Origin of the sequence: Xanthomonas sp. WHRI 6106, from assembly GCF_040202405.1 — a bacterium.
Lineage (GTDB): Bacteria > Pseudomonadota > Gammaproteobacteria > Xanthomonadales > Xanthomonadaceae > Xanthomonas > Xanthomonas cannabis.
This window is the reverse complement of sequence record NZ_JBEGFC010000008.1, coordinates 190775-215328: the sequence shown is the minus strand read 5'-3', so window position 1 is coordinate 215328 and position 24554 is coordinate 190775. Positions and strand designations below refer to the sequence as shown.

Below are 24554 nucleotides of genomic sequence, written 5' to 3'. Positions count from 1 at the left end.
TTCCTATCGAGGCCACTTAAATATTCTACCATCCACCCTCCCCTCATTGATCGCATCAAGCGCCAAATCCTTTGTCGGCCCTTCCGGAAGTTTTTCCACAGCAGCACGGACTTCAGGCATCCATGACTGGATCTGCGACAACTCCATGGATTTCGGGTAACGTCCCCCAGGCGAACGATATTTAGCATCCCAGACAACTACCGATCCAGTTGATCTGTCGAAAGTTATATAATCTGGCCCTGGAGCAGTTACTTTGCCAGGGGCCTGTATCCCAACATGCCCAAGTTCATCCACCGCAGACTGATAGCCGCGCAATTCACCAATTGATCCATTCAGATGTTTCAAGTTTGCACCCGAAAGAAGCTCAACGTCAATTGCATCGTTAATCTCTTCAATCTTATTGTTATTTATCAAGCCAGGAGATTCAATTATATCAAGCCCACCCCCTAGATCAGCATTGTCTGCAATTCGTGCAATTTCACTTGCGGTATCAACATCTTTCGCAACATCCTCAACCGTTGACGCAATCTCAGCGGCGACCTTTCCTGCACGAGTCGTCATCTTTGCAGCAGTGACTGCACTGATAGCTCCTGCCGTCGCAATCTCAGCCAATGCTTCAAATGCAAGCGCTCCAGTCGCGTATGCCTTTGCGTCTCGAAATGCCTGCAGATCTTTCTGCGTATAGTCGACCAAGACATTGGCAATCAGCTTTCCGCCTTCGCCCGCGAGTCCATTGGCGATCTTCTTGCTGGTCCCATCTGGATCATGAAGCATCGACCACTGCAGCATTTGCATGGATAACCATGTCTTGGGGTTCACTAGGTCGACCAAGCCGCCGGCTCCGTCCTTGAACCCTAGCAAAGCCTGCCTGGCTTCTTCAGTTGGGTTTTGCGTGTAAGCCCGCATCAACTCACTGAAGCTTGCGTCTTCTACGAGGCGGACATTAGCGGCATTGAAGTACAGATTCCTGCCGGTGCTGTCGGCGAACGCTTGAACTGCATACAGCTCTTGATTCTTGAAATCCTCGGTGGTGCTCTTGAATGCATTCATGGTGACGCCACGCTCGTCCACGTACGTTAGGTGGGCGCCATTAGCATTTGCTTCTGTCAACAGCCAGCTTTGTGCAACCTTGTAGCTTTGCACCTGCTCGGGTGTGTAAAGCGTCAGCAGACTCTGCCAATCCTGATCGTTTGCGTACAGCGCACCACGCATCAGCAGACGCTCTGCCTCCTGCTTACTACAGCCACATATGCTGGTGTACTCATCAGACTTGCTGCGAACGAAAGACAATTCGACAGGATGCAATTGGCGATTGAACTGCTCGCCTGCCAGCGCCGTAGCCGCGCCACTTCCACCGCCACTAATGGCTCCTACAACGGCACTAATGAATTGCTGCGCACCAGGTCCCAGGCCCGCAGTGGCTGGCCGTGCCGCCTCAGCAGCACCCGCGCCCAAGGCGCCTCCAAGAACGTCACCATTACCCAGCGCAGCAGACAGCGCGCCCACCAAGGTATGCAGCGTTACCTTTGCCGCACCGCCATCTAGCCATTGGCCAAGACTGCTTCTGGCAGCATCGGCCCGCTGAGTTGCCTCACTGATTGCCGCCTGGTCACCACTCTTTTCTGCTTGCGCTAGCGCGTCTTCTGCTTCCTGCCACTCCTTTCCCTTCGCGTTGGCAATCGCGTCGGCAATCGATCCAGCGGTACGAAAACCTACTTCGCTTGCGATTTGGCCCGCGATCAAGTCCTTCTGTACTTCCTCAACGTCGAACCTGTTTTTAAGCCCTTCCAGTTGGATACTTGTTGCGGTGCGATCCAAGCCAGCTAACGCAGAGGCATCACCATTGCGCACGATGACAGAGCCCGCAGCAATATCGCTGCGCGTTGTGCTACTGGTTGACTCAGATTGCGGAATGCCTAAACCAGGACGTCCGGTGCCCCCTCCCCACGTGGTCTCACTTGCTCCAGTACTACCTGGCTGCCCCCCGCTTTGATCGCCTATCGAGCCACCTGCGCTCGCTGAATAGTTAAAAGTATTGGCACTGTAGCCCGCTCGATTTTTTAGCTCCGTAACACCAAGACTCTCTGTCGAGAGCAGATTCTTTTCAGGGATTGCCGTACTTGCAAGAACAGCACCATCAAGTTGCGTGTGGTTACCCACATTGATGGAGTAGCCGCCGTTGCCGGCAGCAAGACCGGTTTGACCATTGACTGCGTTGTAATTGCTATCGATCTTGGTCTGACCGACGCTGGCGCTGCCATAGCTTGATCCATAGCAAATTGGGGGGATACAAAGGCTAAGGTTTAAGCCGCCGCTACGGTCATTCTGATCATAAGTTTGCTGATCTTGTGTACTGGTGAGCGTGAGGTTGCGGCCAACATCTGCAACCACGGCGTTACCGATAGCCTGAGCGCCTTTTAATGTCGCGTCGCGCCCACTATTGATCAGCAGTACGTTGCCTGCTTGAACCTCTGTCAATTGATTGGTTGCCGAAAGCCCCTGACTCTCGCCAAGTGCACGCGAGGCCGCGAGTTCAATGGTGAATCCATTCTGCGACCCACCTAGACCAAAGCCGACCCCGATACTGGCATTGTGAGCGTCGTACTTGCTGGATTGGTCGCTGCCACTAATAGCCGAAAGGAGATTGATATCACGGACAGCGTCTAGCGCCACCGCATTTCCCGCTCTGATTTGGGTACCCTTCGAAGTGATATCGCCGTTGGCAGCGTAGCCGTCGGCGTCTTTCGTACCGTCACCGTTCGCAAGTATCGTGACATTACGGCCAGCATTGACCGTACTGCCCTGCGCCTTAGTATCGAGGTAGCTGGACTCGCTCTTCTGAACGCCTCCGCCAACGCTGACGGTCACCTTTGCTGCGGCGCCGCTCTGTACAGCATCGTTTGCAGCATAGCCCGCCTGCGCCGCGTACAGCGCCGCCATCCGCTCATCGCCTTCATCCTGCGCCTTGCCTGCAGCCTCCGCCGCACGCGCAGCTTCGACGGCATATCCCGATAGTGCAGCGGTTACACCGTACTGGGTCACACGATGTGATTCAACCTGTTTTGCGGTATTCGTTGCAGCATCCAGAAGGACATTTCGACCGGAAAGCGTCACATCGTTGCCGGCGAAAATGTCGGCGCCCTTGGCCACTAGATCTTGCTTGGCAAGAACATTCACATCTCCCTTTAGGCTGCTCAATTGAGTGCGCAGACTGTTCTGATCGGTGCTACTTCCATCAACAACGTGGAGCTCTTTGCGGATACCAACGGTGCCGGAGTAACCATCGCCACCCAGGTCCCTGAACTGCATCTGTCGCTGGGTCTCTTGCCAGCTTTGAGTCGCCATGCCTGGCAGCAGCTCTATCCCGCCTTTCTGGGCGATCAAATTGACTGCAGCTTCTGCGGCAACATTTGCACCCTGTAGCGCAATATCACCTTCCCTGCTGATTAGCGTGATTTGTTGACCACTGATGCTGCTACCAGTCTGGCCAACAACTTGCCTATCTGCATCATTGGTTCCACGCCCCTCGCTGTAGGGCATGGTGGTGATGCCGCCACTGTTTGGACCACCGTTGACTTGACGGCTCGCCGCACCGATGTCCTGAATGGCGAAAACTGTGCTACTGCTCTTGGTCCTGCTTTCACTCGTTTGCGTTTGTGTGTCCGCGCTTGTCAGCAGCATTAGATCCCGCTGCGCATCAAGCATCACTTCGCCGCCAGCCAGAAGTTTGCTACCCGCCAGGACGATGTCGCCTTCTGTCGAGCGCACGCTGATGCCACCTGCTGCCGTGACCGAAGCTCCGCGCTGGGTGGTACGTTCAATGTCTACATTTGCGGATGCGCTTTTGCTACCAAAGCCCATCGCGATCTGCGGCATGCTTCCTGCGGAAGCAGCCACTTCATTGAGATAACTCTTGGTTTTTTCTCTTCCATTAGCATCGCTATCGTCAATCTGCTGCATATTGCGAACAGTGTCGATCGGAGTGCCAACCAACGCCATCGATAGGCCGCTACTGCTAGCCTTAGCTTGCGACTGAATGCGCTCAGTCTGCTCGACCGGCGTGATTTCCACGCTACGGCCCTGGATCGCAATATTGCCGCCGATTCCTTCGACGTCATCGGTGGAGCGACCGGCAAACAGATCGCTACCACGGATCGCAACATCGCCTCCTGCCACTACACTCACATTCCCTTCGACGCTACCAATCAAACTTCCTGTCGTGGCGGTTTTGCTGGACTGACTTGCATTCGACGCTTTCTGGCTACCGGCTGTGAAGGCAATGCCCCCCAAGCCGCTCGCACCACCTCCGCCAAAGAGACCGGACTTCTTGGTCTTGGATTCATGAGACTCGGCGTAGCTGTTCTCCGCAACATCGATGGCAATATTGTTACCAGCAGCAAGGGTCACATCGCCAGTGCCAGCAATCTGCGCACCTTGCGACAGCAAGTCGTTACCCGCTGCGATCTGCACCGTATCGCCACTGAGCGTGGTGGTGACCGCCACGTTGTCTTGCCACTTGTCATGCGTCGTCGTGGTCTTGCTGCTGAACGTGCCCTTCTTCTTCTTGGTCATGTCCTGCACGGCATCGTGCTGCTCGCTGGCGGCGAGCAGGTTGACGTCGTTGCCGGCGGCCAGGGTGATGCCTCCGTCCTTGGTGGCGGCCGATGCGGCGGTCAGAGTGATGTCGTTGCCCGCCTGCATGGCGAGGTTGCCGCCGGCGGTGAACTCGGTGCCGTGGACGGTTTCGTCGCTGGTGCTGGTGGTTTGCTTGAAGCGCTTGCGCGTCTCCAGGACATCACTGGTGTCCACCGTGGTCAGCGTGCTGGCGTTGATGTCGTTGCCGGCGCTGATGCCTAGGCCCTTGCCTGCATCGAGTTTTGCGGCGACCAAGTTGACGTCGTTGCCGGCGCTGAGGATCAGGTTGCCGCCGGCAGTGAGCGCCTGTTGGTCGATGCTCTGGGTGGTCGTGGTGGTGGTGACGCGGGTCTTGCCGTTGCGCGAGTTGTAGCTGTTTGTCTCGCTGTCGTTGAGCACGGACTCGACATTGAGGTTGTTGCCGGCTGCGGCAATCAGATCGCCGCCTGCCTTCACCTCGGCCTGGCGGATGGTCAGGTCGTTGCCTGCGGTGAGTTGCAGGCTGTCGCCGGTGCTGATGTTGGTGCGCGTGGCGACCTTGCCGTCCAGACCGGTGGTGGGAGTCAGCGAGAGGTTGTTACCTGCCTGCAGTGCAGCGCTGCCACCTGCTGCAATGGTCACGCCATGCAGTTGCAGGTCATTGCCCGCGGAGACGATCAGATCCTTGCCGGTGGTGATCGAGACAGCATCGCCACCACGCAGCAGGCCATTGTCGTCGCGCAAGGCACTAGGTGTGAGGCTCAGGTTATTGCCTGCAATCAGCGCCGCACTGCCGCCCGCCTGCACGCGGGTGCCGGTCAACGTCATGTCGTTGCCGGCCATCAGTTGCAGAGTGTTGCTGGCGGTTATACCCGACAGGATGCCGACGCCATTGATGGCCTTGGCCGCTTCGCTGACCAGATTGTTGCCTGCGACCAATGCGACATCTCGGCCCTGGATCTGGCCCTGATTGAGCAGGTCGTTACGTGCTTCCAGCGCCACGCTACCGGTGCCGCTGATGCCGCCCTGGTTGAGCAGGTTGCCGGCGGTGACGCTGACATCGGCACCAGCGATAACGCCCTGGTTGCTCATGGCGTTGGTGGCGTTGAGCTCGACGTTGCCGCCGACAATCAAGGCGCCATTGCCACGCAACTGCAGCGAGTTGGAGGCCAGGTAGACCACCGGCACCAGCACCTTCTGCCCCTGATAGTCCTGCTCCACCATCCACACGATGTCTTGCGTGAGCGCAGCCGCCTGCGCGGCGGTGAGGCCCACGCCCATGCTCAGCTGCAGCTGGCCTGCAGCAGCCACGCCAGACTCGAGCAAGGCGCGGTACTGCGCCACGCCGTCGGCGTAGTTGCCCAGGTAACGACGACCAGTGAGCTGGGTGATCTGGTCCAGCACCAGGCGCTGCTCATAGAAGCCATCGCCCAGGCGGGTCTGGGTCCACTCCGGATCTACGCCTAATTTGTCGAGCAGAAAGTCGCTGCTGATGAAGTTGTCGTAGTTGACGAAGCGCGGATCGGTCTCGATCAGGTAACGACGGCCCGGGCCATTGCTGCGCCAGGCGTTGATGCCGCCCAAGCCGGTGGCTGCGCGGCCCATCGCCGTGCGATCGGTTGCGGTGCCGTTGGACAGGCGATACAGCCCACCGATGGGCAGATCGATCTGCGTCAACGAGGTCTGCCCGCCACCAACGATGTTGGTCACGGGAATGGTGGCGGGATCGATGCTCGTGCGGGTTTCGTTTCCACCCACTGCGACACCGGTACCGGCGGCGGTGGTCTGCACATTCGTCTGATCGACGGTGCTACGCACCAGGCCGCTGTCGTTGGACATGACCGGTGCGACCGACATCTTGACGATGCCGCTCGATGTGGCCAGCGTGGCGTCCTGCGTGCTGGCGCCGACTTGTGTGCCTGTGCTGCCGCTAGTGCTGGTCGCGACACGGATGCTGCTCGCGCCGCTATTTGCCCGACCGGCGACCGTCTGTCCGCCGATGTTTTGAACGGTCTGCATGCCACGACCGCTTAGGCCGCTCTGGCTACCAACTGCAGCGAGGGATGCAGCGCTGACCGCCCGCCCATCTATGCCGACAGCGCCGTTGCTGATAGTGGCGCCATTGATGCTGACGCCTTGGCCGCCAGTCATGCTGGCGCCCAGTGCAACGTAGCTTGTATTACTAGTAGAAGAAGAAAGCGTTTTTGATTCGGTATCGTACGTGCAAATAGGGCGGCGATTCCCTTGATTTAGGGCGCAATCATCGATGACCGCGGTTACCGTGTACTCGTAATCCCTCTGAAGAACCTGCCGATTCAGAGCAAGCGCCTCATTCAGAATTGAATCTCCAACGACCAAGAGTCCGTCACTCAAACCACTGACACCGCGCTGATTCACCTGCAGCGCACCTGCTGCCGCAATCGTTGAGGCGTTATTGGTCACGCTGCCCGAAATTCCAATATTCCCGCCAGCGGCAATTCGCCCCTCGGAGCTCGCCGCTATCAGGCGCTCTTGCTGCTCGACCGAATAGGAACGATAGACCCCTGGATTTTTCCCGGTGTAGGGAGATCGAATAAAATAAGATTGCCTTGGGTAGACGATCCCACGGGACTCAATCAGTTCCTCAGGCATTGATGCATTAGCGGCAGCCTTTTCTTGATCGCTCAATGCACCAAGGGCTGCAGTCAGTACTCGGCGCCTGTTATTCAGCTGACTCGCCGCAATCAAAATACTCCCATCAGCTTCAATACTGCCCGACAGGTTATTCACCACCCCAGTCCGCGCCACCAGCGTGCCACCACCATCCTGCGCGCCACCAATGGCGATATTGCCCAGACTGAAAATGCGCGCATCGCGGTTGAGCAGCTGATCGCGCACGATCAGGCTCATGTTGCCGGTGGAACCGAGCAAGGCCGAACCATAGGCGGCGTTGTCGGTCGCGCCGCCGAAATCGGCGCCGTTGACCAGCGTGCCGGTATTTACCGAGACATTGCCGCCGACGATGCTGCCGGTGTTGTAAACGCTGTTGGCGACGAGCGACAACGCGCTGTTGCCGGAAATGCTGCCGGCGTTGTCGATGACGTTGCCGCCGTTGAGACGGGTGTCGCTGGACAGGATGTTGGCACCGGCGCGATTGGTGATGCTGCCGGCGGTGATATCCAGCGTGCGTGCGGCCTTGAGCGTGGACTCATTGACCAGATTGCCGCCCACGCGCAGGTTGAAGTTTCCGTTGCTGACCAGGTCCGCGCCAGCGCGATGCGTGTAGTCGCTGCGCAGGGTCAGGTCGAGCAGGTTCTGCGCCAGGATGCTGCCGCCATCGAAGCCCACGGTATCGATCACCACATCGCCAGCACCGCCCGTCGTGCTGCCGGCGCCGATCTGGCCGCCGGCATTGCTGAGGCTTTGCAGATTCAGGCGGACCGCCTGTTCGGCCTTGATAATGCCGTTGCGGTTATCCAGCGAGGCACCCGCACGCTGCAGCAGGAAGTTGGCACCGGCATAGACCCTGCCGCCCTGATTGTTCAGTGCATTGGTGCCAGCAATCAGGTCGCCGCCGGCAACCAGTTGGCCGCCGTTGTTGGCGATGCTGGCCGCATCGATCACCACGCTGCCACGGCCGCCCAGATTGCCGCCGGTATTGGTCAACGCACCACCAGTAGTGATACGGGTCAGGCCACCGCCATTGCTGACGATACTGCCTTGGGTGTTGTCGATCAGCCCGCCGGAGGCGGTCAGCGTGTTGCCGGCATCGAGCTGGCCGCCGCTGTTGAGCAGCGCGCCGGTGACGGCCACGTTGAGGTCGCGGCCCGCACTGAGCTTGCCGCCTTGATGATTGTCCAGTTGGCCGCGCGCGGTAATGCCGAGATCGCGCCCTGCCTGCAGGCTACCGGTACTGCTGATGTTTTCTGCAGTGATCACCGCGTCGGTGCTGGCACCGATGATGCCGCTGCCGTTGTCCAGGCCACGATTGAGCTCGACGCGCACGCTGCCGCCCGTGCCGCCGCTGGTCACTGCCTGCGCCGTGCCACCGCTGTTGCTGAGGCTGTCGGCACGCACTGTCAACGCGCCGCCGCTGGCCTGTAGCAGGCCGCTACGGTTGTCGACAGTCCCCCCGCTCTGCACGCTCAATCCGCGTGCGGCGACCGAGCCACCGATGTTATTGAGGCTGGCTGCGGTCAGCGTCGCATCGCCAGCAGCGGCAACCGTGCCGTTCTGATTGTTCAAGCCACCGCTGGCGCCGATGTTGAGCACGCCCTGGGTGACGATGCGCCCGCCGACATTTCCCAACGCGCCGCGGCTGGTCACCGCCGCGGTGCCGGTGCCGGCGTGCTCGATCCGCCCCTGCGCATTCTCCAGGCTGGCGGCCGTGACCGTGAGATCCTGACCGTTGCTGGCCAGGGTTCCGCCAGTGTTGTCGAACGCGCCGCCGATGCTGACGCGGGTCGCACCGCTGCCGCTCTGCACCATGCGGCCGCCCGCATTGTTCAAGCTGCCGCCATCGACACCGAGTTGCGTGGCCTGCAATTGGCCGCCGACACCATTGAGGCGGCCGTTATCGATGGTCCCCCCGGCCTGCACGGTCAAGGTACCGCCTGCAAGCAGATCGCCGCCGCGATGATCAAGGCTTCCGGCAGTGGTGAGGGCCACGTTGCCGGTTGCGCGCGTGCTCGCACCTGCCAACTGCACCCCAGCGCCCTGCGCAACCAGATTGCCACCTGCCAGCAGCCGGCCGGAGGCGCTCAGCTGGCGATCGGCGATCAGGCTCAAGGTGCTCCCGGCACCCAGATTGCCATCGCTGGCGATGCCCGCACCCACGGTGCCGGCGATGCTGATCTCGCCTGCGCGCAGGCTCAAGTTGCCTGCTGCCGTGGTCTGGCCCGCGTTTTCGATACGTGCACCCTGCAGGCCCACTGTGGCGCCGGTGACGACGCCTTGCTGACGCAGCACCGTCTCGCTTGCCAGCGTGATCTGTTGACCCGATAGCTGGCCTGCAACGGTGAGGTCGTTCTTCGCGCGCAGATCCAGGACGCTGCCCGCACTGAGTGTGCCGCTTTGCGCCAACGTCCCATCGGTCTGTGCGGAGAATGCGCCAGCGGCGGCAAGACTGCCGTCGAGCTGCAGGTTACCGCGGCTGATCAAGGCAACATCGCCACGCTCGCTCCCCAGCTGGCCGCTACTGCTCAGCTGGCCGGCTTCCACCCGCAGGCCGTTGCCGCCGATCAGATCGCCGCGGTTGTCCACCGCACCCGATGCAGTCAACCCCAGACGCTGCAGGCCGTAGGCCTGGCCGGTCTGGCGCAGCGCGCCGACGCCGAGCGTCAGTTGATTGCCTGCACGTAGTGCGCCGGCATTGTCGAGCAACCCTGCAATGGTCAGCGTGGTATCGCCTTGCGCGAGCAACACGCCGGTAGCTGTATTGCTTGCACTGGCAGCGGTGACGCTCAGGCTTTGGCCGGCGACCACCTGTGCTGCATTGGTCAGTGCGCCTGCCGCGCTCAGCAGCACCGCACGATCGGCCTGGGCCACTCCGGCAACTGCCAGGTTGCCGGTACTGCGCAGAGCGATATTGGTGGCCGCATCCAGTGCGCCGCGGCTGTCGATCGCCGCGCCGTCCAGGCTGATCGCGCCACCGCTCTGCAGCACGGCGCCCTGTCCGGTAGTGACGGTGGCGCCGCGCAGCGTTGCGTCGCCGCCGGTGGTGGCCTGTGCGTTGAATGCCAGCGTGCGCTGCGCCTGCAGATCGAGCTGCGCGGCCGACTGCAGCGTTCCCGCTGCGACGAGGTCGCGGCCGGCGTGCAACGTGACCGATTGCGCCTTGAGCGAACCGCCCTGCTGCAGATCGCCTGCTGCGGTTGCCTGCAGCGTGGTTGCCGCGGCCACCACACCTTGCAAGCCGATGTCGCCGCGGCTGGTCAGGGTGACGGTGGAAGTTTCGCTGCCAAGCTGGCCACTGCTTCGCAGACCACCCGAGTCGATCAGCAAGGCGTTCTTGGCGACCAGGCTGCCGCGGTTGTCGACAAGCCCGTTGACGGTTGCGTTCAACGCCTTGCCCGCCACTGCAGAACCGCTCTGATCGATGCTGGCGGCAGTGAGGCGAAGGTCGTCACCGCTCTGCACGCTCCCCGCATTCTGCAGTGCGCCAGTGACCAGTGTGACGCTGCCCGTGCCAGCCAGCGCACCCGTCGCCGCGTTGGTAATCGCGCCAGTCTGTACCGAAAGATCGCGGCCTGCAACGACCTGGCTGGCGTTACTCAACACGCCATCGGCGCTGAACACAACATCGCGATTGGCTTGCGCCACACCCGCCAGGGCAAGCCCGCCGGTGCTGCGCATGCGCAGGTCACTGCCCGCATCGAGCGTGCCGCGGCTATCGATGGCAGCACCGTCCAGGGTGATTAGCCCAGCGCTTTTCACGATGGCGGCGTTGCCGGTGGCGATGCTGGCGCCGCGCAACGCGGCATCGCTGCCCGCCTGCGCCTGGCCGTTCAACACCAGGGCACGCTGCGCTTGCAGATCCAGCGTGGATGTCGCCTGCAGGGTGCCGCCAGCGGTAAGGTCGCGACCAGCCTGCAGGCCGATGGTTTGCGCGCTAAGCGAACCGGATTGCACCAGGTCACCGCCCGCCGTGGCCTGCAGCGCGGTCGCTGCCGACACCACGCCTTGCAGATCGATGCCGTTCTGGCTGGTGAGCGTCAGTGCGCCATTCACCGATCCTAGCTGGCCAGTACTGGTGATGCTGCCAGCGGCGATGGTCAGATCCTGGCCCGAAACCAGCTGGCCGCGATTGTCGAAGGCGCCGGTCGATGCAATGGACACTGCGTCACCGCTGTACAGGCGACCGCGCTGCAAGAGCGAGCCTGCCGACAGCGCAAGCCCGCGTTCCCCATGTAGGCTGCCGGCGTTGTCCAGCACGCCGGCGACATCAACGCGCAAATCGCGCAGCGCGCCAAGCGTGGCATCGGCCATGTTTTCAGCGCTGGCGGCCTGCACGCTGAGGTCGCGGGCTGCCACCACTTGCGCGCCATTGCGCAACGCGCCGTTGGCGGTCAGCTTTATATCGCGCCCGGCCTGGGCAACGCCGGCCAGGGTCAGATCGCCCGCACTGCGCACGCTCAGATCGGTGGCGGCATCTAGCGCGCCACGGCTGTCGATCGCACCGCCATCCAGGGTGATGCCGGCCCCGCTCTTGAGGATGGAGGCGTTTCCAGTCGTCACGGCAGTACCGGCCAGCGCGGCAGGTCCCGCAGCCGAGGCCTGCCCATGCAATGCGAGTGCACGCTGTGCCTGAAGATCCAGCACGGAGGCCGACGTCAAGGTGCCATCGACAGTGAGATCGCGACCAGCCTGCACCGACACGGACTGCCCATTGAGCGAGCCGGCCTGCTGGAAATCGCTACCGGCAGCAGCACGCAATGCCGTTGCTGCCGAAACGACGCCATCGAGCTGCATGAGGCCCTGGCTGGTCAACGCAACACCGGCACGCTCGCTGCCCAGCTGACCGCTGCTGCGCAAGATGGCTGCGTCGACCTGCATCGCGTCCTTGGCGATCAACGTCCCGCGATTGTCCAGCGTGCCAGCGACGCCGACATGCATGCGCTTGCCGGCAGACACGCTGCCGCCCTGGTCCAGCGCCGCAGCAGTGAGCTGCACATCGCCACCCGCCTGTATGCGCCCGGCGATGCTGAGCTGGCCAGCTGTGGTCACGGCTACATCGCCCTCGCCCGCCAGCACGCCAGCGGACAGGTTGTCCAGGCGCTGCGCCTGCAGCGCCAGGTTGCGACCGGCAACGATGCGTGCGGCATTGCTGACCGTAGCGCCAGCGGCCAGGCCGACATCGCGGCCGCCCTGCACCACGCCGGCCAACTGCAGATCGCCATCGCTACGCATCTGCAGATCGCCGCCGGCGTCCAGCGTGCCGCGGCTGTCGATTGCCGCCGCTTGTACCGTGATGGCACCACCGCCCTGCAGCACTGCGTCCTGGCTCGTGCTCAAGGTACCGGCGCGCAAGGACGCGTCGCTCCCTGCACGGCCTTGTCCGGCAAACGCCAATGCACCCTGGGCCTGCACGTCCAGCGTGGACGCCGATTGCAGCGAGCCGGTGGCGCTGAGGTCACGCCCGGCCGTCAGGACGACCGCCTGTGCCGTCGTCGATCCGGCCTGCTGCAGGTCTCCACCAGCAGTGGCCTGCAACGTGGTTCCCGCAGCCGTCACCCCTTGCAAGGCCATGTCACCTTGGCTCGCCAGACGCACCTGGGCCGCCTGGCTGCCAAGCTGCCCAGTGCTGCGCAGGCTGCCCGCATCGATCTGCAAGGCGTTGGCGGCCACGACATTCCCGGTGTTGACGAGCGCCCCGGCAACCGACGCCGAGAGCGTATTGCCGGCACCGAGACGGCCGCTCTGGGTCACTGTGTCGGCAGTGATCTGCAGGGCGTTGCCCGCGTACAGGCTGCCCGCGTTGTCCAACGCGCCGGCGGTGGCAACACGCATATCGGCGTCGGACGAGAACACCGCACCCTGGGCATTGCGCAAGACGCCCGCGTCTACCTGCAGTCCGCCAGTGGCGACCACGTTGGCACGGTTGTCCAGCGAAGCGCCGGCCCGCAGCGCTGCGTTACCTACGCTCTGTACGGTGCCACCCAGCGACAGGTCGCCGTTGCTTGCAATGCGCAGATCGCTGCCCGCGTCGATCACTCCGTCGTGATCGATCGCCGCGCCACGCATCTGCAGCGCGCCGGCACTGCGCAATTGGCCGCGCTGGCGCAGTGCGCCGCCTGCCGCGAGATCCAAGGCGCCCGTCGACTGCATGATGGCATCGCTGGCCAGCCCCCCGCCGGAGGTCACGCTCAGCGCGCCACGCGTGGCCTGCAGGGTGCCGGACACACTGACATCGCCGCCGCTGCGCAGGCTTACGCTTGCGGCATTGAGGGTCCCTGACACCTGCGCATCGGCACCGGCGTCCACTACCAATGCCCCTGCTGCCACGGTATTGCCGGCCAGCCGCATGGCGCCGCGGCTGCGTAACGTGGCATCACCGCGTTGGCTGCCCAGGTCCCCGCGGCTCTCCAGCTGCGCCGCATCCACGGTCAGCGCATTGCCCGCGACCAGCGTGCCGCTGTTGAGCAGGCTGCCTGTCACGGTCGCCTGCACATCGCGCGCGGCGGACAGACTGCCGGCCGCGGTCACCGTGCTGGCCTGAAGACGCAGATCGCGTCCTGCATGGCCGCTACCGTTGGTATTCAACGCGCCGGCCCGCAGATCCAGGTCGCCGCCCGCAGAGACCGCGCCACGTTGCACGATGTCGATCACGCCAGCGTTCAGTGCAACCGTCTCCACAGCGATCAACTGCCCCTGCACCTCCAGGCGACCACCGGCCTGCACGTCCGCGCCCTGCCCGGCTTGTGCCAGCCCGCCCAGGCGCACGGCGTCGCTGCCGACAACGCGCAATGCGGTTGCCGCATCCAGCGTACCGAGTGCATCGACCGCGCCGGCATTCAACGCAATCGCGCCACCACTCTGCAGGATGCCCGACAGTCCGATCCGGTTGGCACGTGCGGTGACGCCCGCGCCGCCGTAAGCCACGCCGGCGCTGCGCAACACGCCGTCGGCGCCCAGCTCCAGCGTGCCGGTGGCATGCAGGCTGCCAGCGGCGGCCAGTTCAGAACCGAACAGACGGATTGCTCCTGCGCTGCTACGGCCAACATGATTCAGGGCACCGCTGGCCTGCGCATCCAGTGCGCCAGCGGCCACCAGGTCTCCCGCAAGATTCATGCGCCCAGCCCGCAGGGTCACATCGCCCTGCTGTGAGCCGAGCACACCGCGTTGATCCAGATCGCCGGACGCACGCACGTTCACGCCATCGCGCGCCACGCTGGTGCCGCTCAGGCTCACCTGGCCGGCACTATCGATCTGTAGATCGCCGCTCTGTGCTGCCAGGGTGCCGCGACTGACCACGCCAACGCCAGCGTCGGTGGCGATCAGGCGGATGCGGTCGGCATACATGCCGCCCAGCTGCGCCACGTCGATGCCGATCGACGGTGCTGCGCCATCGGTGCCAGGCAACACATCCAGCAGCATGCCGTCGACATTGATACGCCCGGCACCTGCGCTGCCCACCAGTTCCTTGGTCCAGATCGAGCCGTCGACACCGAGTTGCCGCGAGAGCAGATCCAGACGATCCACATTGAATGCGTCCAGGCCGTTGCTACCGATGCTGAGCGCGCCACCGGTGATGGTGAAACCATTCAAGCCGCCATCGCTTCCAAGGTTCGGCTTACCGGTGGTGAGCGTGACGCGCGAGGTATTGAGGAACCCGCAGCCATCGCAGGAAATGCCGTTAGGGTTGGCGATCACCAACTGCGCCTTGGCGCCGGCGATTTCGGTGTACCCCTGCAGCCGGCTGCTCGCCGATGTGACCTCGTTGAGGATCAGCGAAGCAGCACCGCTACGCTGCAGATTGTTGTTGCCGGCAACGTAACCGCCCAGCTCGGTCTTTGAGATCTGCGCGCTGTTGTTGAGGATCAGCCCGTTCGGGCCGACATTGAAATTGCTGTAGCGATTGTGCGAAATGCCGCGCGCATTGGGTGCGACGATGTCCACCACCGGCACGCCGTTGGCTGCCACCTGCTGGCCAGGCGTCTGCCCGCCGGGATTGGGAGTGGGTGCGACCTGCGCCCACGCCGGAAACGATGTCCAGGTCACGGTGACGCACAGCATCAGCGCCAGAGCGCGCTTGCTGTATTCGGCCATGTAACCACGCACGCTCATCGCTTCGCTGTCCATCATTTCTCTCTCGCCGCCTGTCGACGGCATCAATCAACTCGCGCACTGCCGGCTGGCAGCACGATCCATGTCAGAACTGGTAGATCACCCGCGCGCCGTAGGCCGGCTGCGCGCTTCCAAAGCCGTCGGGGCGATGGATCGCCCAGCCGGCAAATGCATCGATACTGGCGCCGAACCAGCCGCCACGCAGACCCAATGCCCCGCCCACCAGACTGCGACCGCGCAGCCCGCTGGCACTGGTGCCATCAATGCGGCCCGCATCCAGCCCCAGGTAAGGTGTGAGGCCGATCCGTTGCACCGGAAAACTCAGGGTATTGCGCCAGTACGCGCCTTTTTCGGCGCCCAGCGTCGCTTCACCATCGAATCCGCGCACGCTGTAACGGCCACCGATGGTGACGAACTCGGAGCCAAGCAACAGTTCGCCGGCGGTCTGCGCGCGCAGGCTGCTTTCCCATGCCATCGGCACCGGGCCCAGCTTGAACGGGAATGCGGTGCTGACATCCAGCGTGGTGACGCCATAACGAAACGTGGGGAAGCCGATCTGCGGGTCGTACCCGGTCCACTGGCTGTTGAACCACGGCGTGCCGCGCCGATGCGCGAGGCGGACGTCCAGCTGCATCGCGCCCAGGTAGCGCCGATGCGTGACATAGAACTCCGCGCTGCTGGTATCGCGCCGCTGGATGCCGATTTCCACGCCATCCAGATAGCTGCGCGCGCGCCGGCGGCCGATGGTGACCCCGACCGAGGTCTTGCTGGTGCCATCGCGGTGCAGCACGCGCTGGATATCCAGTTGCGCGTTACTCGATTCGCCGCTGGACTGGAAGGTCTGCAAGAAGCCATCGACGCGCTGGTGATAGCGATAGGACGATGCCGACAACGCCAGCGTCCACCATCCCCACGGCAGGCTGTAGCTCAGGCTGTTGCCACGCGTGCCGCGCTCTTCGTCGCGGGTGGCCAGATCGTGGCTGTAGCCGATGCTCAGCAGGTCGTTGAGACCCAGCGGATTGTCCAGCGACACATCCAGCCCGCCCTGCACGCGCCCGGTGGCGTCCACGCCCGAATCCTCGGCGTTGACCACACCGCGCCAGCGTCGCCCATGTTGCAAGGTGATCACCAGATCCGATTCGCCCGGTGCGTCGCCCGGGGCGATGTCGATCTTGGCGTCCTGTGATGGCAGGCGCTTGAACTGTTCTACCGCCTGTTCGATCGCGCGCAGGTCCAGCAGGTCACCGCTGCGCAACGGCAAGGCCGTTTTCCAGTGCGCGTCACTGGTGTCGGAGACGACGCGTACCGCACGCAAACGCCCGGGCATCAGCTCCAGGCGCAATTCGCCGCGCGACAGGTCCTGCTCGGGGATGCCGATACGGGTGGTGACAAGGCCGCGCGCGACCAGTTGGTCCAGTGCGCGGCGGCGAATGATGTCGACCCCGGCGCGGCCGATGCAACGTCCCTCATAACGGCGCAGCGATTTCCACAGCCACGCGAAGCGCGCAGCGTCATCGCCCGCACCCGACAAACGCACGCGGTTGATCGAAAAGCACAGTTCTTCCGCCGGCAGCAGCGTGCTGCGCGCATCGACAGGCTCGGCGTCGTCGCGCGGCCCGGCGAAGGGCGCCTGGCGCTCCTGCTCCTGCCGACGCTGGATCTCTTCGGCCTGGCGCAGCTGCTCCTGCCGGTCCAGGCTGGTCGGTGCCGATTGCTGTGCAGTCGCCTGGCCGGCGATCGCCCATAGGCAAGCCGCCAGCGCCAACGCCGCCGATCGCGTCCACATCTGTAATGCCCCTGTGCAACGGCCACGCCTCGACACGCCGTTGCTCGCACCACCGTCCTGGCCGCCAAAACGGCGGCACGACCCGTCGGACCAGTGAGTGCGGCGCAACTGTGATGCAGTGTTAAGAACAGGTCAACGCGCCGTGTAGGGGCCACCCTGTAAGGAAATCCCGACAAGTCTCGTTATGTGATGCAAGTCACTTAAAAAGTGCGGTTCAATGGCGCAACGCAGGTAGGCCGGCGCGTCAACGAAACACTTTCTTGAGGTTAACTTCCGTCAACGCGCCGTTATAAAGGGAATTCGAGAAATGCCTTTCAGCGCATAGGGCAAGAAAGCCGCTCTCAGTGCGCGGCTCCGACGCTGTATCCGCAGCGACGACGACACTCAACAGGACCTCCACCACATCATCGTCGCGGCATCCAAATTTCCTGACGCGCCGTAAGTGTGCTGACTTGCGCACTTAGTCCAAGCGAGCCCATGCGATGAACATCGCGTAAACACCGTGATGACATCCGCTTTACATGGGCATACGCAGTATCGCCGCTCTTCATAGCCTGGACTGCTTGTGAATCTCGCCCTTTCCCTGTTTGCACCGACACGTGCAGCGCGGTCGTCCTGACCGCACAGGCGCACTCACTCCCCTGCTTAGCCTCGCTCTGTTTGCCGCATGTGTGCCTCTGGCGCGCAGCGGAGAAGTGCGGCCTGCAGCCGTGACTGACGCCTCCACCGCCCTTACACCCATGCAGCAGGCCGAGCAACTGCGCGGTGAGCAGCGCTATGCGGACGCGTTGGCCATCTACGAACGCGTGCTGCGCAACGACCCGCGCGACCGGGGGGCGTACACGATGCGTGCGCTCACCCTCAGCGATCTGGGCAGCGCGCAGCTGGCTGCCGAAGCGGTATGGCGTCATCCGGACTGGTTTTCGCCGCAGGAGCGCGAGCGCCTCGACAATGATCGCGTGGCGCGCATGATTGGTTGGGCCAGTGCCGAGCCGGTCGATGCCGCGCACCGCTACGCGGAGACCGACCAGGCGCTGGCCAACGTGGCGCGTCTCCAACGCGATGCGCCGCCGCAGGTCGCCTGGGAAGCCACGCGCCTGCGCGTGGACAGCCTGGTCGCCCTCAACCAGCGTCAGCGCCATCGCGATGTGGTTGCGAACTACCAGGCGCTGCGCGCAGATGGCGTCGATGTCCCGAGCTACGCGCTGCCTACCGTGGGCGACTCGCTGATGGGCTTGCGCCGCCCCGCCGAGGCAGAAGGCGTACTGCGCGAAGCACTTAAGCACACGCCCGACGACGTTGGCACGCAGGTATTGCTGGGATATGCATTGCTGGAGCAGGAACGCTTCGATCAGGCGATGCCGCTGTTCGAGCGATTGGCGGCCAGCCAGGCGCCGTGGCCACGGCGTGCCGGTGCGTCCAGCGGCTATGAAAACTGGGACCGCTTCAGCGCCGACGTTGCGCTGGCGACCGCGCGCTCGGCAGCCAACGACAATCGCGGCGCGGAGCAGCTGCTGCGCGATCGCGTGGCCATCGGGCCGGACAACGCTGAACTGCAGGCCGCGCTGGCATCCATCGAATCACGCCGCGGCCATACCACGCAGGCGCTGCAACGCAATCAGATGGCGTTGACGCTGGACCCGCATCAAAAGCAGGCACGCGGTGGCGTGGTCGAAAACCAGCGCGACCTCGATCGCCTGGACCTGGCCGATGCCCAGTTCACCGCCTTGCGCGCCGAGTATCCCGACGATGTCGGCCTGCAGCGGCTGGGGGCATCGCTGGAACGTCAGCGCGGGTGGCAGGTTCATCTGAGCCATGCCTGGGGACGCAGCGACACCGACAACAGCGCCACGGCAATCTCGCCGCTCGGCAACCATTTCGGCAGTTCGCTGCTGGAAGCCGAATCGCCCCTGCTCGGCGAGCGCTGGCGAGTGGGCCTGCGCGCGCGCGACGACTGGGCCGACTTTCAGGACACCCGTGTGCGCTACCGCAGTTTCTGGCTCGGCACGCATTACCGCTACGACCGCCTGGACCTCAACGCGTACGGCGGCCGGGCGCTGGACGATTTCGATCGTGATGGCACCGCCTGGGCGCTGGACGCGGGTTGGCGCTTTTCCGATGCGTGGTACGGCAGCGTGGCCTGGCGCACACGCGATCCGGACGCCTCGTTGCAGGCCCGTCGCCTGGGCATCACCGGCGACAGCATCGGCGCCACGTTGCGCTGGACGCCCAGCGATGAAACACGCTGGGAGCTGCAGGCGCGCCAGCTGCGCTACAGCGACGGCAACCGGCGCGATCAGCTCGACCTTTCGGGCAGTCAACGCCTGTGGGCCAGCCCGCATGTGCTGGTCGATGGGCTGTTTGCCGCCTCGGCCGGGCGTGCGCACGACGACCGCGTGGTCGACTACTTCAACCCGCGTCACAGCACGGGCGTGGCCGCAGGGGTGCGCGTCGAACAGATCGGCTGGCGCCGCTACGACGCCGCCTTCCGGCAACGCCTGGACGTGACCGCCGGCCCGACCTACCAGTCCGGCTTCGGCAGCCAATGGGTTCCTGCCGTGGCGTACCGGCATCTGTGGTCGCTGGGCGATGGCAGCGCACTGACCTATGGCGTGAGCTGGTCGCGCCCGGTCTACGACGGCCGGCGCGAACACCAACTTGGATTGGACCTGGATTTCCGATGGGGAGGTACGCCTTGATCCGCCTGCCGCTATTGCTGCTCGCGTTGCTGCTGATGACGTTTACGTCGTCGGCACACGCGGGTCTGCTGGTGCTCAGCTACCACGATATTCGCGACGACGTCGCGGCCAAGGGCGACCCGGATCGTTACGCGGTGTCCACCAGCAACTTTGCCGCGCATCTGGACTGGCTGCGCTCGCACGCTTACCACCCGGTGAGCGTGCAACAGGTGCTGGACGCACGTGCCGGCCGGCGCGCATTGCCGTCGCGGCCGGTGTTGCTCACCTTCGACGATGGCTTGCGCAGCGTCTACACCCGCGTGTTTCCCTTGTTGCAGGCCTACGGCTACCCCGCGCTCGTTGCGCCGGTGACCAGCTGGGTCGAGCTGCCTGCAGGCAAGGTCGTGCCCTACGGCCCGCGCGATTTCACCGGCGACGATTTTGTGACCTGGGCGCAACTGCGCGAAATGCAGGACAGCGGCCTGGTCGAAATCGGCTCGCACAGCGATGACCTGCACAAGGGCATCGCCGGCAACCCGTTCGGCAATCAGACGCCTGCTGCGGTGACGCGCGAGTGGCATGCAGACGGCGGCTATGAAAACGAAGCCGACTATCGCCTGCGTATCGAGACCGACCTGCGCCATAGCCGCGATGCCATCGTGGCGCATCTGGGCAAGCCGCCGCGGGCGTTGGTGTGGCCGTATGCCGCCTACAACCGTGCCAGCAACGCCATTGCCGCGCAGTTGGGCATGACGCTCAGTTTCGACCTGGAAGGCCGCTTGCACGAAGCCGATATCGGCCAGCAGGGGCGCGACCGCGTGGATGGCCAGTCGCTGGCCAGCCTCGGGCGCTTGTTGCTGTTCAACAACCCCGATGTGCGCGACCTGGCCGGCGAGTTGCGCCGCGACCTGTCGCGCGATGGCCTGCGCGCCATGCAGATCGATCTGGACTACGTCTACGACCCGGATCCCGCACAGCTGGCGCGCAACCTCGACATCCTGGTCCAGCGCGTCAAGGACATCGGGCCGAGTCATGTGTTCCTGCAGGCCTTCGCCGACCCGGATGGCGATGGCGCCGCCGATGCGCTGTATTTCCCCAACCGGCATCTGCCGATGCGCGCGGACCTGTTCGGGCGCGTCGCCTGGCAGCTGCGCACCCGCGCCGGTGTTCGTGTGTTCGCCTGGTTGCCGGTGCTTGGCTTTCACCTGCCCGATGCGCAGCAACAGGCCGCATTGCAGGTCCGCGGCAACGACCCCAAGGACGTGCCGCGGCTGGACCCGAGCAACCCGCGCACGCGTGCACTGGTGGCCGACATCTACGAAGACCTCGCCGCCAATGCCTACTTCGAAGGTCTGCTGTTCCACGACGATGCCTACCTGCGCGATGACGAGCTGCCGGCCTATGGCGGCGGCGATCCGGCACGACGCACCCAGGCGCTGATCGGCTTCACCCAGCAGCTGAAGACGGCCGCAGAACGTTGGCGCCCGAAGCTGGTGACAGTGCGCAACCTGTTTGCGCAGCCGGTGCTGGAGCCGCACAGCGAGGCCTGGTTTGCGCAGCGCCTGGATGCCTTTGCAGCCGCCTACGACTACACCGCGCTCATGGCGATGCCATACATGGAAAATGCCGACGACCCGCAGCAGTGGCTGAGCGAGCTGGCCAGGCGCGTCGGGCAACAGCCACGCGGCTTCGACAAGACCATGTTCGAACTGCAGACCGTCGATTGGCGCAGCGGCAAACCGTTGCCCGAGGGCGTGCTGCTGGCGCAGACCAAACTGCTGCTGGCGGCCGGCGTGCGTCACCTGGCCTATTACCCGGACGATTTCATTGGCGGCCATCCGTCTCTGCCCGAAGCGCGCGAAGCCATGTCGGCCCGCCAATTCCCCTATCTCGAGCGATGACCGATGACGACCAGCCTCTTACTGGCCGCCCTGTTCAACTTTGCGTTTTTCTACCCGATCATCATGGCGTTCTTCTGGATGATCGGCGGGATCTACTACTACCTGCGCCGCGAACGCGGCACATCGGGCCCGTCCAAGCCGCCGCCGATGGCCAGCGAGCCGTTCGTGTCGCTGCTGATGCCTTGCTACAACGAGGCCAAGCACGTGGCAGAGACCATCGCGGCGATGAGCGCGCAGCAGTATGCGGACTTCGAGATCATCGCGATCAACGACGGCAGCACCGATCGCACCGCCGAAGTGCTCGACGACCTCACTCACCAGTTTCCGCGCCTGCGGGTGGTGCACCTGGAACAGAACCACGGCAAGGCCAACGCACTGCGCGTGGGCACGCTGGCAGCGCGCTCGGACTATCTGGTGTGCGTGGATGCCGATGCGATCCTGGACCCGAATGCCACGCGCTGGATGGTGGGCCACCTGGTGTCCGGCCCACGCGTAGGCGGGGTCACCGGCAACCCGCGCGTGCGTAACCGCACCACCTTGATGGGCCGCATGCAGGTGGGCGAGTTCTCCGCGATCGTTGGGCTGATCAAGCGCGCGCAACGCGTGTACGGCCGCCTGTTCACCGTCTCCGGCGTGATCTGCGCGTTTCGTCGCTCGGCCCTGCACCACGTTGGCTTCTGGTCCGACAACATGGTCACCGAAGATATCGACATCTCCTGGCGCCTGCAGCTGGACGGCTGGGATATCCGCTACGAACCCAACGCACTGTGCTGGATCCTGATGCCAGAAACCTTCCGCGGCCTGTGGATGCAGCGCCTGCGCTGGGCACGCGGCGGCGTCGAAGTGCTGCTCAGCCATGGCCGTCGCGCGCTGGCCTGGCGCAGCCGTCGCATGTGGGCGGTCCTGCTGGAGTACGCGCTGAGCCTGATCTGGGCCTACGTGATGCTCTTCATCATCGTGTTGTGGGTCTTGGGCAAATTCATCGCGATGCCGCCTGCGCTGTATGTCGACACCATCCTGCCGCGCTGGCATGGCCTGGTGCTGGCGGTGGTCTGCCTGCTGCAGTTCGGCACCAGCCTGATGATCGAACGCCGTTACGAAAAGGGACTGGCGCGCCAGTTCTTCTGGGTGATCTGGTACCCGGCTGCGTTCTGGATGATCGGCATGATGACTGCGGTCATCGCCTTCCCCCGCGCCCTCATCGCACGCCGCAACACGCGTGCCCGCTGGAAAAGCCCCGACCGAGGAATTCAATGACACCGCCCATCATCAACCTGCCGCAACGTCTGGGCCGCTCGCGCCGTCTCGCCTACGGCGCCGCTACCGCCGGCGCGTGGATGGTCTATTTCTACCTGTGGGCACCGCTGGCAACGCTGCTTGCCTGGTTCTTTGGCCTGCGCAGTGCCTATGACGAGCTGTATCTGCGCCACAATGCTATCGACCCGTTCGCGCTGGGCGCGCTGCCGGTGATCGCGCTGATGGCCGCCGTCACCACGGTCGGCTGGGCGGAGTACAACCGCCTGCGCTTTGCCAACGCCGACAAGCGCAAGCGCCCGCGCACCGTGGCCGAACCGGAAGTCGACCAGCGCCTGGGCGCCACCGAACAGTTGGGCAGCCTGCTTCGGCACAGCCGCATCTCCAGCGTCTCGATGGACAAGTTCGCCAAGCCGGTCGGTGTCCGCGTGCTACGGCATCGCTGACGCCAGCTACGCTGCATGCTGGCCATTGCAGCCTTTGCGACGTGCCCGATGGCCACCGCCGCCGATGCGAACGATGCGACGCCGCCTTGTTCAGGACGGCAGCTTGTCGCGCGCCCTGCGCTGCGCAGCTTGCGCGCTCCGTTTCGCTGCACTGGCTGTAGGTAGCGGAGCAGCATGCATTGCCCCACCCGCCGGGTCGTTTTCGAACGTCCTGACAAAATCGATGAATGCCCTGAGTGCCGGCGGCGACAGGTTGCGATTCGGGTAATACAGGTAAGGGCCCTGGAACGGCTGCCACCAGGGCTGCAATACCGGTTCCAGGGCGCCGGCATCGAAGTGGGGCTGCAGCCATTCCTCGAACAAATGGACGATTCCCTGCCCCGCCACCGCTGATTGCACGGCCAGATCGCTGCCGCCACCGATCTCCACCAGCAACTGCCCCTGCGGGATGATGGTGACCACCTCGCCGTCCCGCTCGAATTCCCAGTCCGCCATGGCGCCGCTGGGGAAGCGGCCACGGATGCAATCGTGGTCGAGCAACTCACGCGGATGGTGTGGCCGTCCGTGGCGCACCAAATACTGCGGCGACGCCCCGGTTGCGATGCGTTGCACGCGCGGGCCGATGGGCAGGGCCACCATGTCCTGCTACAGACGCTCGCCATAGCGGATGCCCGCATCGCAACCTGCGGCGATGACGTCGACGAAATTTTCTTCGGTCAAAATTTCCACGCTGATATCCGGATAGGCCGCCATGAAAGCCGGCAGGATCCGCGGCAGGACCAGGCGCGCAGCACTGACCGGCACGTTGAGCCGCAAGGTGCCGGCCGGTGTGTCCCGGAAAGCGCTGATGACCTCCGTGGCGCTATCGAGTTCGGTCAGCGCAGGCTCGATGCGCGCCAACAGTGCCTTCCCCGCATCGGTCAAGACCACGCTGCGCGTGGTTCGGTTGAACAGCCGTACGCCCAGCCACGCCTCCATCCGCTTCACCGCATCGCTCAGGTTGGATGCGCTCACGTCGGCGCTTTTCGCCGCCTCGCGGAACCCGCCTGCCCGCGCAACCCGGACAAAGCTCTCCATATCGCTCAGCCGAACGCTCATTGTTCGAATTTCC

At 63.9% G+C, this 24554-nt stretch carries 6 protein-coding genes and 1 pseudogene; 4 read left to right on the top strand and 3 right to left on the bottom strand.

The genetic code is table 11. The annotated features are described in order from the left end of the window. Positions 1-3: 3 nt before the first annotated feature. Positions 4-15393 (bottom strand): two-partner secretion domain-containing protein, encoded by a 15390-nt coding sequence (locus ABQZ09_RS13560; RefSeq protein WP_349777123.1) that lies wholly within the window; start codon positions 15391-15393, stop codon positions 4-6. Between the two features lie 70 nt (positions 15394-15463). Continuing rightward, entirely contained in the window at positions 15464-17164 is a 1701-nt protein-coding gene (locus ABQZ09_RS13555) for a ShlB/FhaC/HecB family hemolysin secretion/activation protein (protein ID WP_349777117.1), read from the bottom strand. Between the two features lie 740 nt (positions 17165-17904). Here ABQZ09_RS13555 and pgaA point away from each other — a divergent pair. The 4 genes from pgaA to pgaD are packed head-to-tail and all read left to right on the top strand — an operon-like array spanning position 17905 to position 23443. Next, positions 17905-19863: a poly-beta-1,6 N-acetyl-D-glucosamine export porin PgaA gene (gene pgaA, locus ABQZ09_RS13550; RefSeq protein ID WP_349777122.1), complete on the top strand. Its 1959-nt coding sequence runs from the start codon at positions 17905-17907 to the stop codon at positions 19861-19863. Further along, on the top strand, positions 19845-21743 hold the full coding sequence (gene pgaB / locus ABQZ09_RS13545) for a poly-beta-1,6-N-acetyl-D-glucosamine N-deacetylase PgaB (RefSeq protein ID WP_349777116.1): 1899 nt from the start codon (positions 19845-19847) through the stop codon (positions 21741-21743). The genes pgaA and pgaB overlap by 19 nt, the downstream gene beginning before the upstream one ends. 3 nt (positions 21744-21746) lie before the next feature. Beyond that, a complete protein-coding gene (gene pgaC, locus ABQZ09_RS13540) occupies positions 21747-23000 on the top strand; it encodes a poly-beta-1,6-N-acetyl-D-glucosamine synthase (RefSeq protein WP_349777115.1) in 1254 nt (417 codons plus the stop codon). Then, entirely contained in the window at positions 22997-23443 is a 447-nt protein-coding gene (pgaD, locus tag ABQZ09_RS13535; RefSeq protein WP_184557353.1) for a poly-beta-1,6-N-acetyl-D-glucosamine biosynthesis protein PgaD, read from the top strand. The genes pgaC and pgaD overlap by 4 nt, the downstream gene beginning before the upstream one ends. 210 nt (positions 23444-23653) lie before the next feature. Here pgaD and ABQZ09_RS13530 read toward each other — a convergent pair. Beyond that, a pseudogene (locus ABQZ09_RS13530) lies at positions 23654-24520 on the bottom strand (LysR family transcriptional regulator); the annotation flags it as partial. Between the last annotated feature and the right edge of the window lie 34 nt (positions 24521-24554).

Bases quoted from the DNA above. Each gene is read 5' to 3' on its own strand.
- ABQZ09_RS13560 (WP_349777123.1), bottom strand. From the start codon at position 15,393: ATGGACAGCGAAGCGATGAGCGTGCGTGGTTACATGGCCGAATACAGC.
- ABQZ09_RS13555 (WP_349777117.1), bottom strand. From the start codon at position 17,164: ATGTGGACGCGATCGGCGGCGTTGGCGCTGGCGGCTTGCCTATGGGCG.
- pgaA (WP_349777122.1), top strand. From the start codon at position 17,905: ATGCAGCAGGCCGAGCAACTGCGCGGTGAGCAGCGCTATGCGGACGCG.
- pgaB (WP_349777116.1), top strand. From the start codon at position 19,845: ATGGGGAGGTACGCCTTGATCCGCCTGCCGCTATTGCTGCTCGCGTTG.
- pgaC (WP_349777115.1), top strand. From the start codon at position 21,747: ATGACGACCAGCCTCTTACTGGCCGCCCTGTTCAACTTTGCGTTTTTC.
- pgaD (WP_184557353.1), top strand. From the start codon at position 22,997: ATGACACCGCCCATCATCAACCTGCCGCAACGTCTGGGCCGCTCGCGC.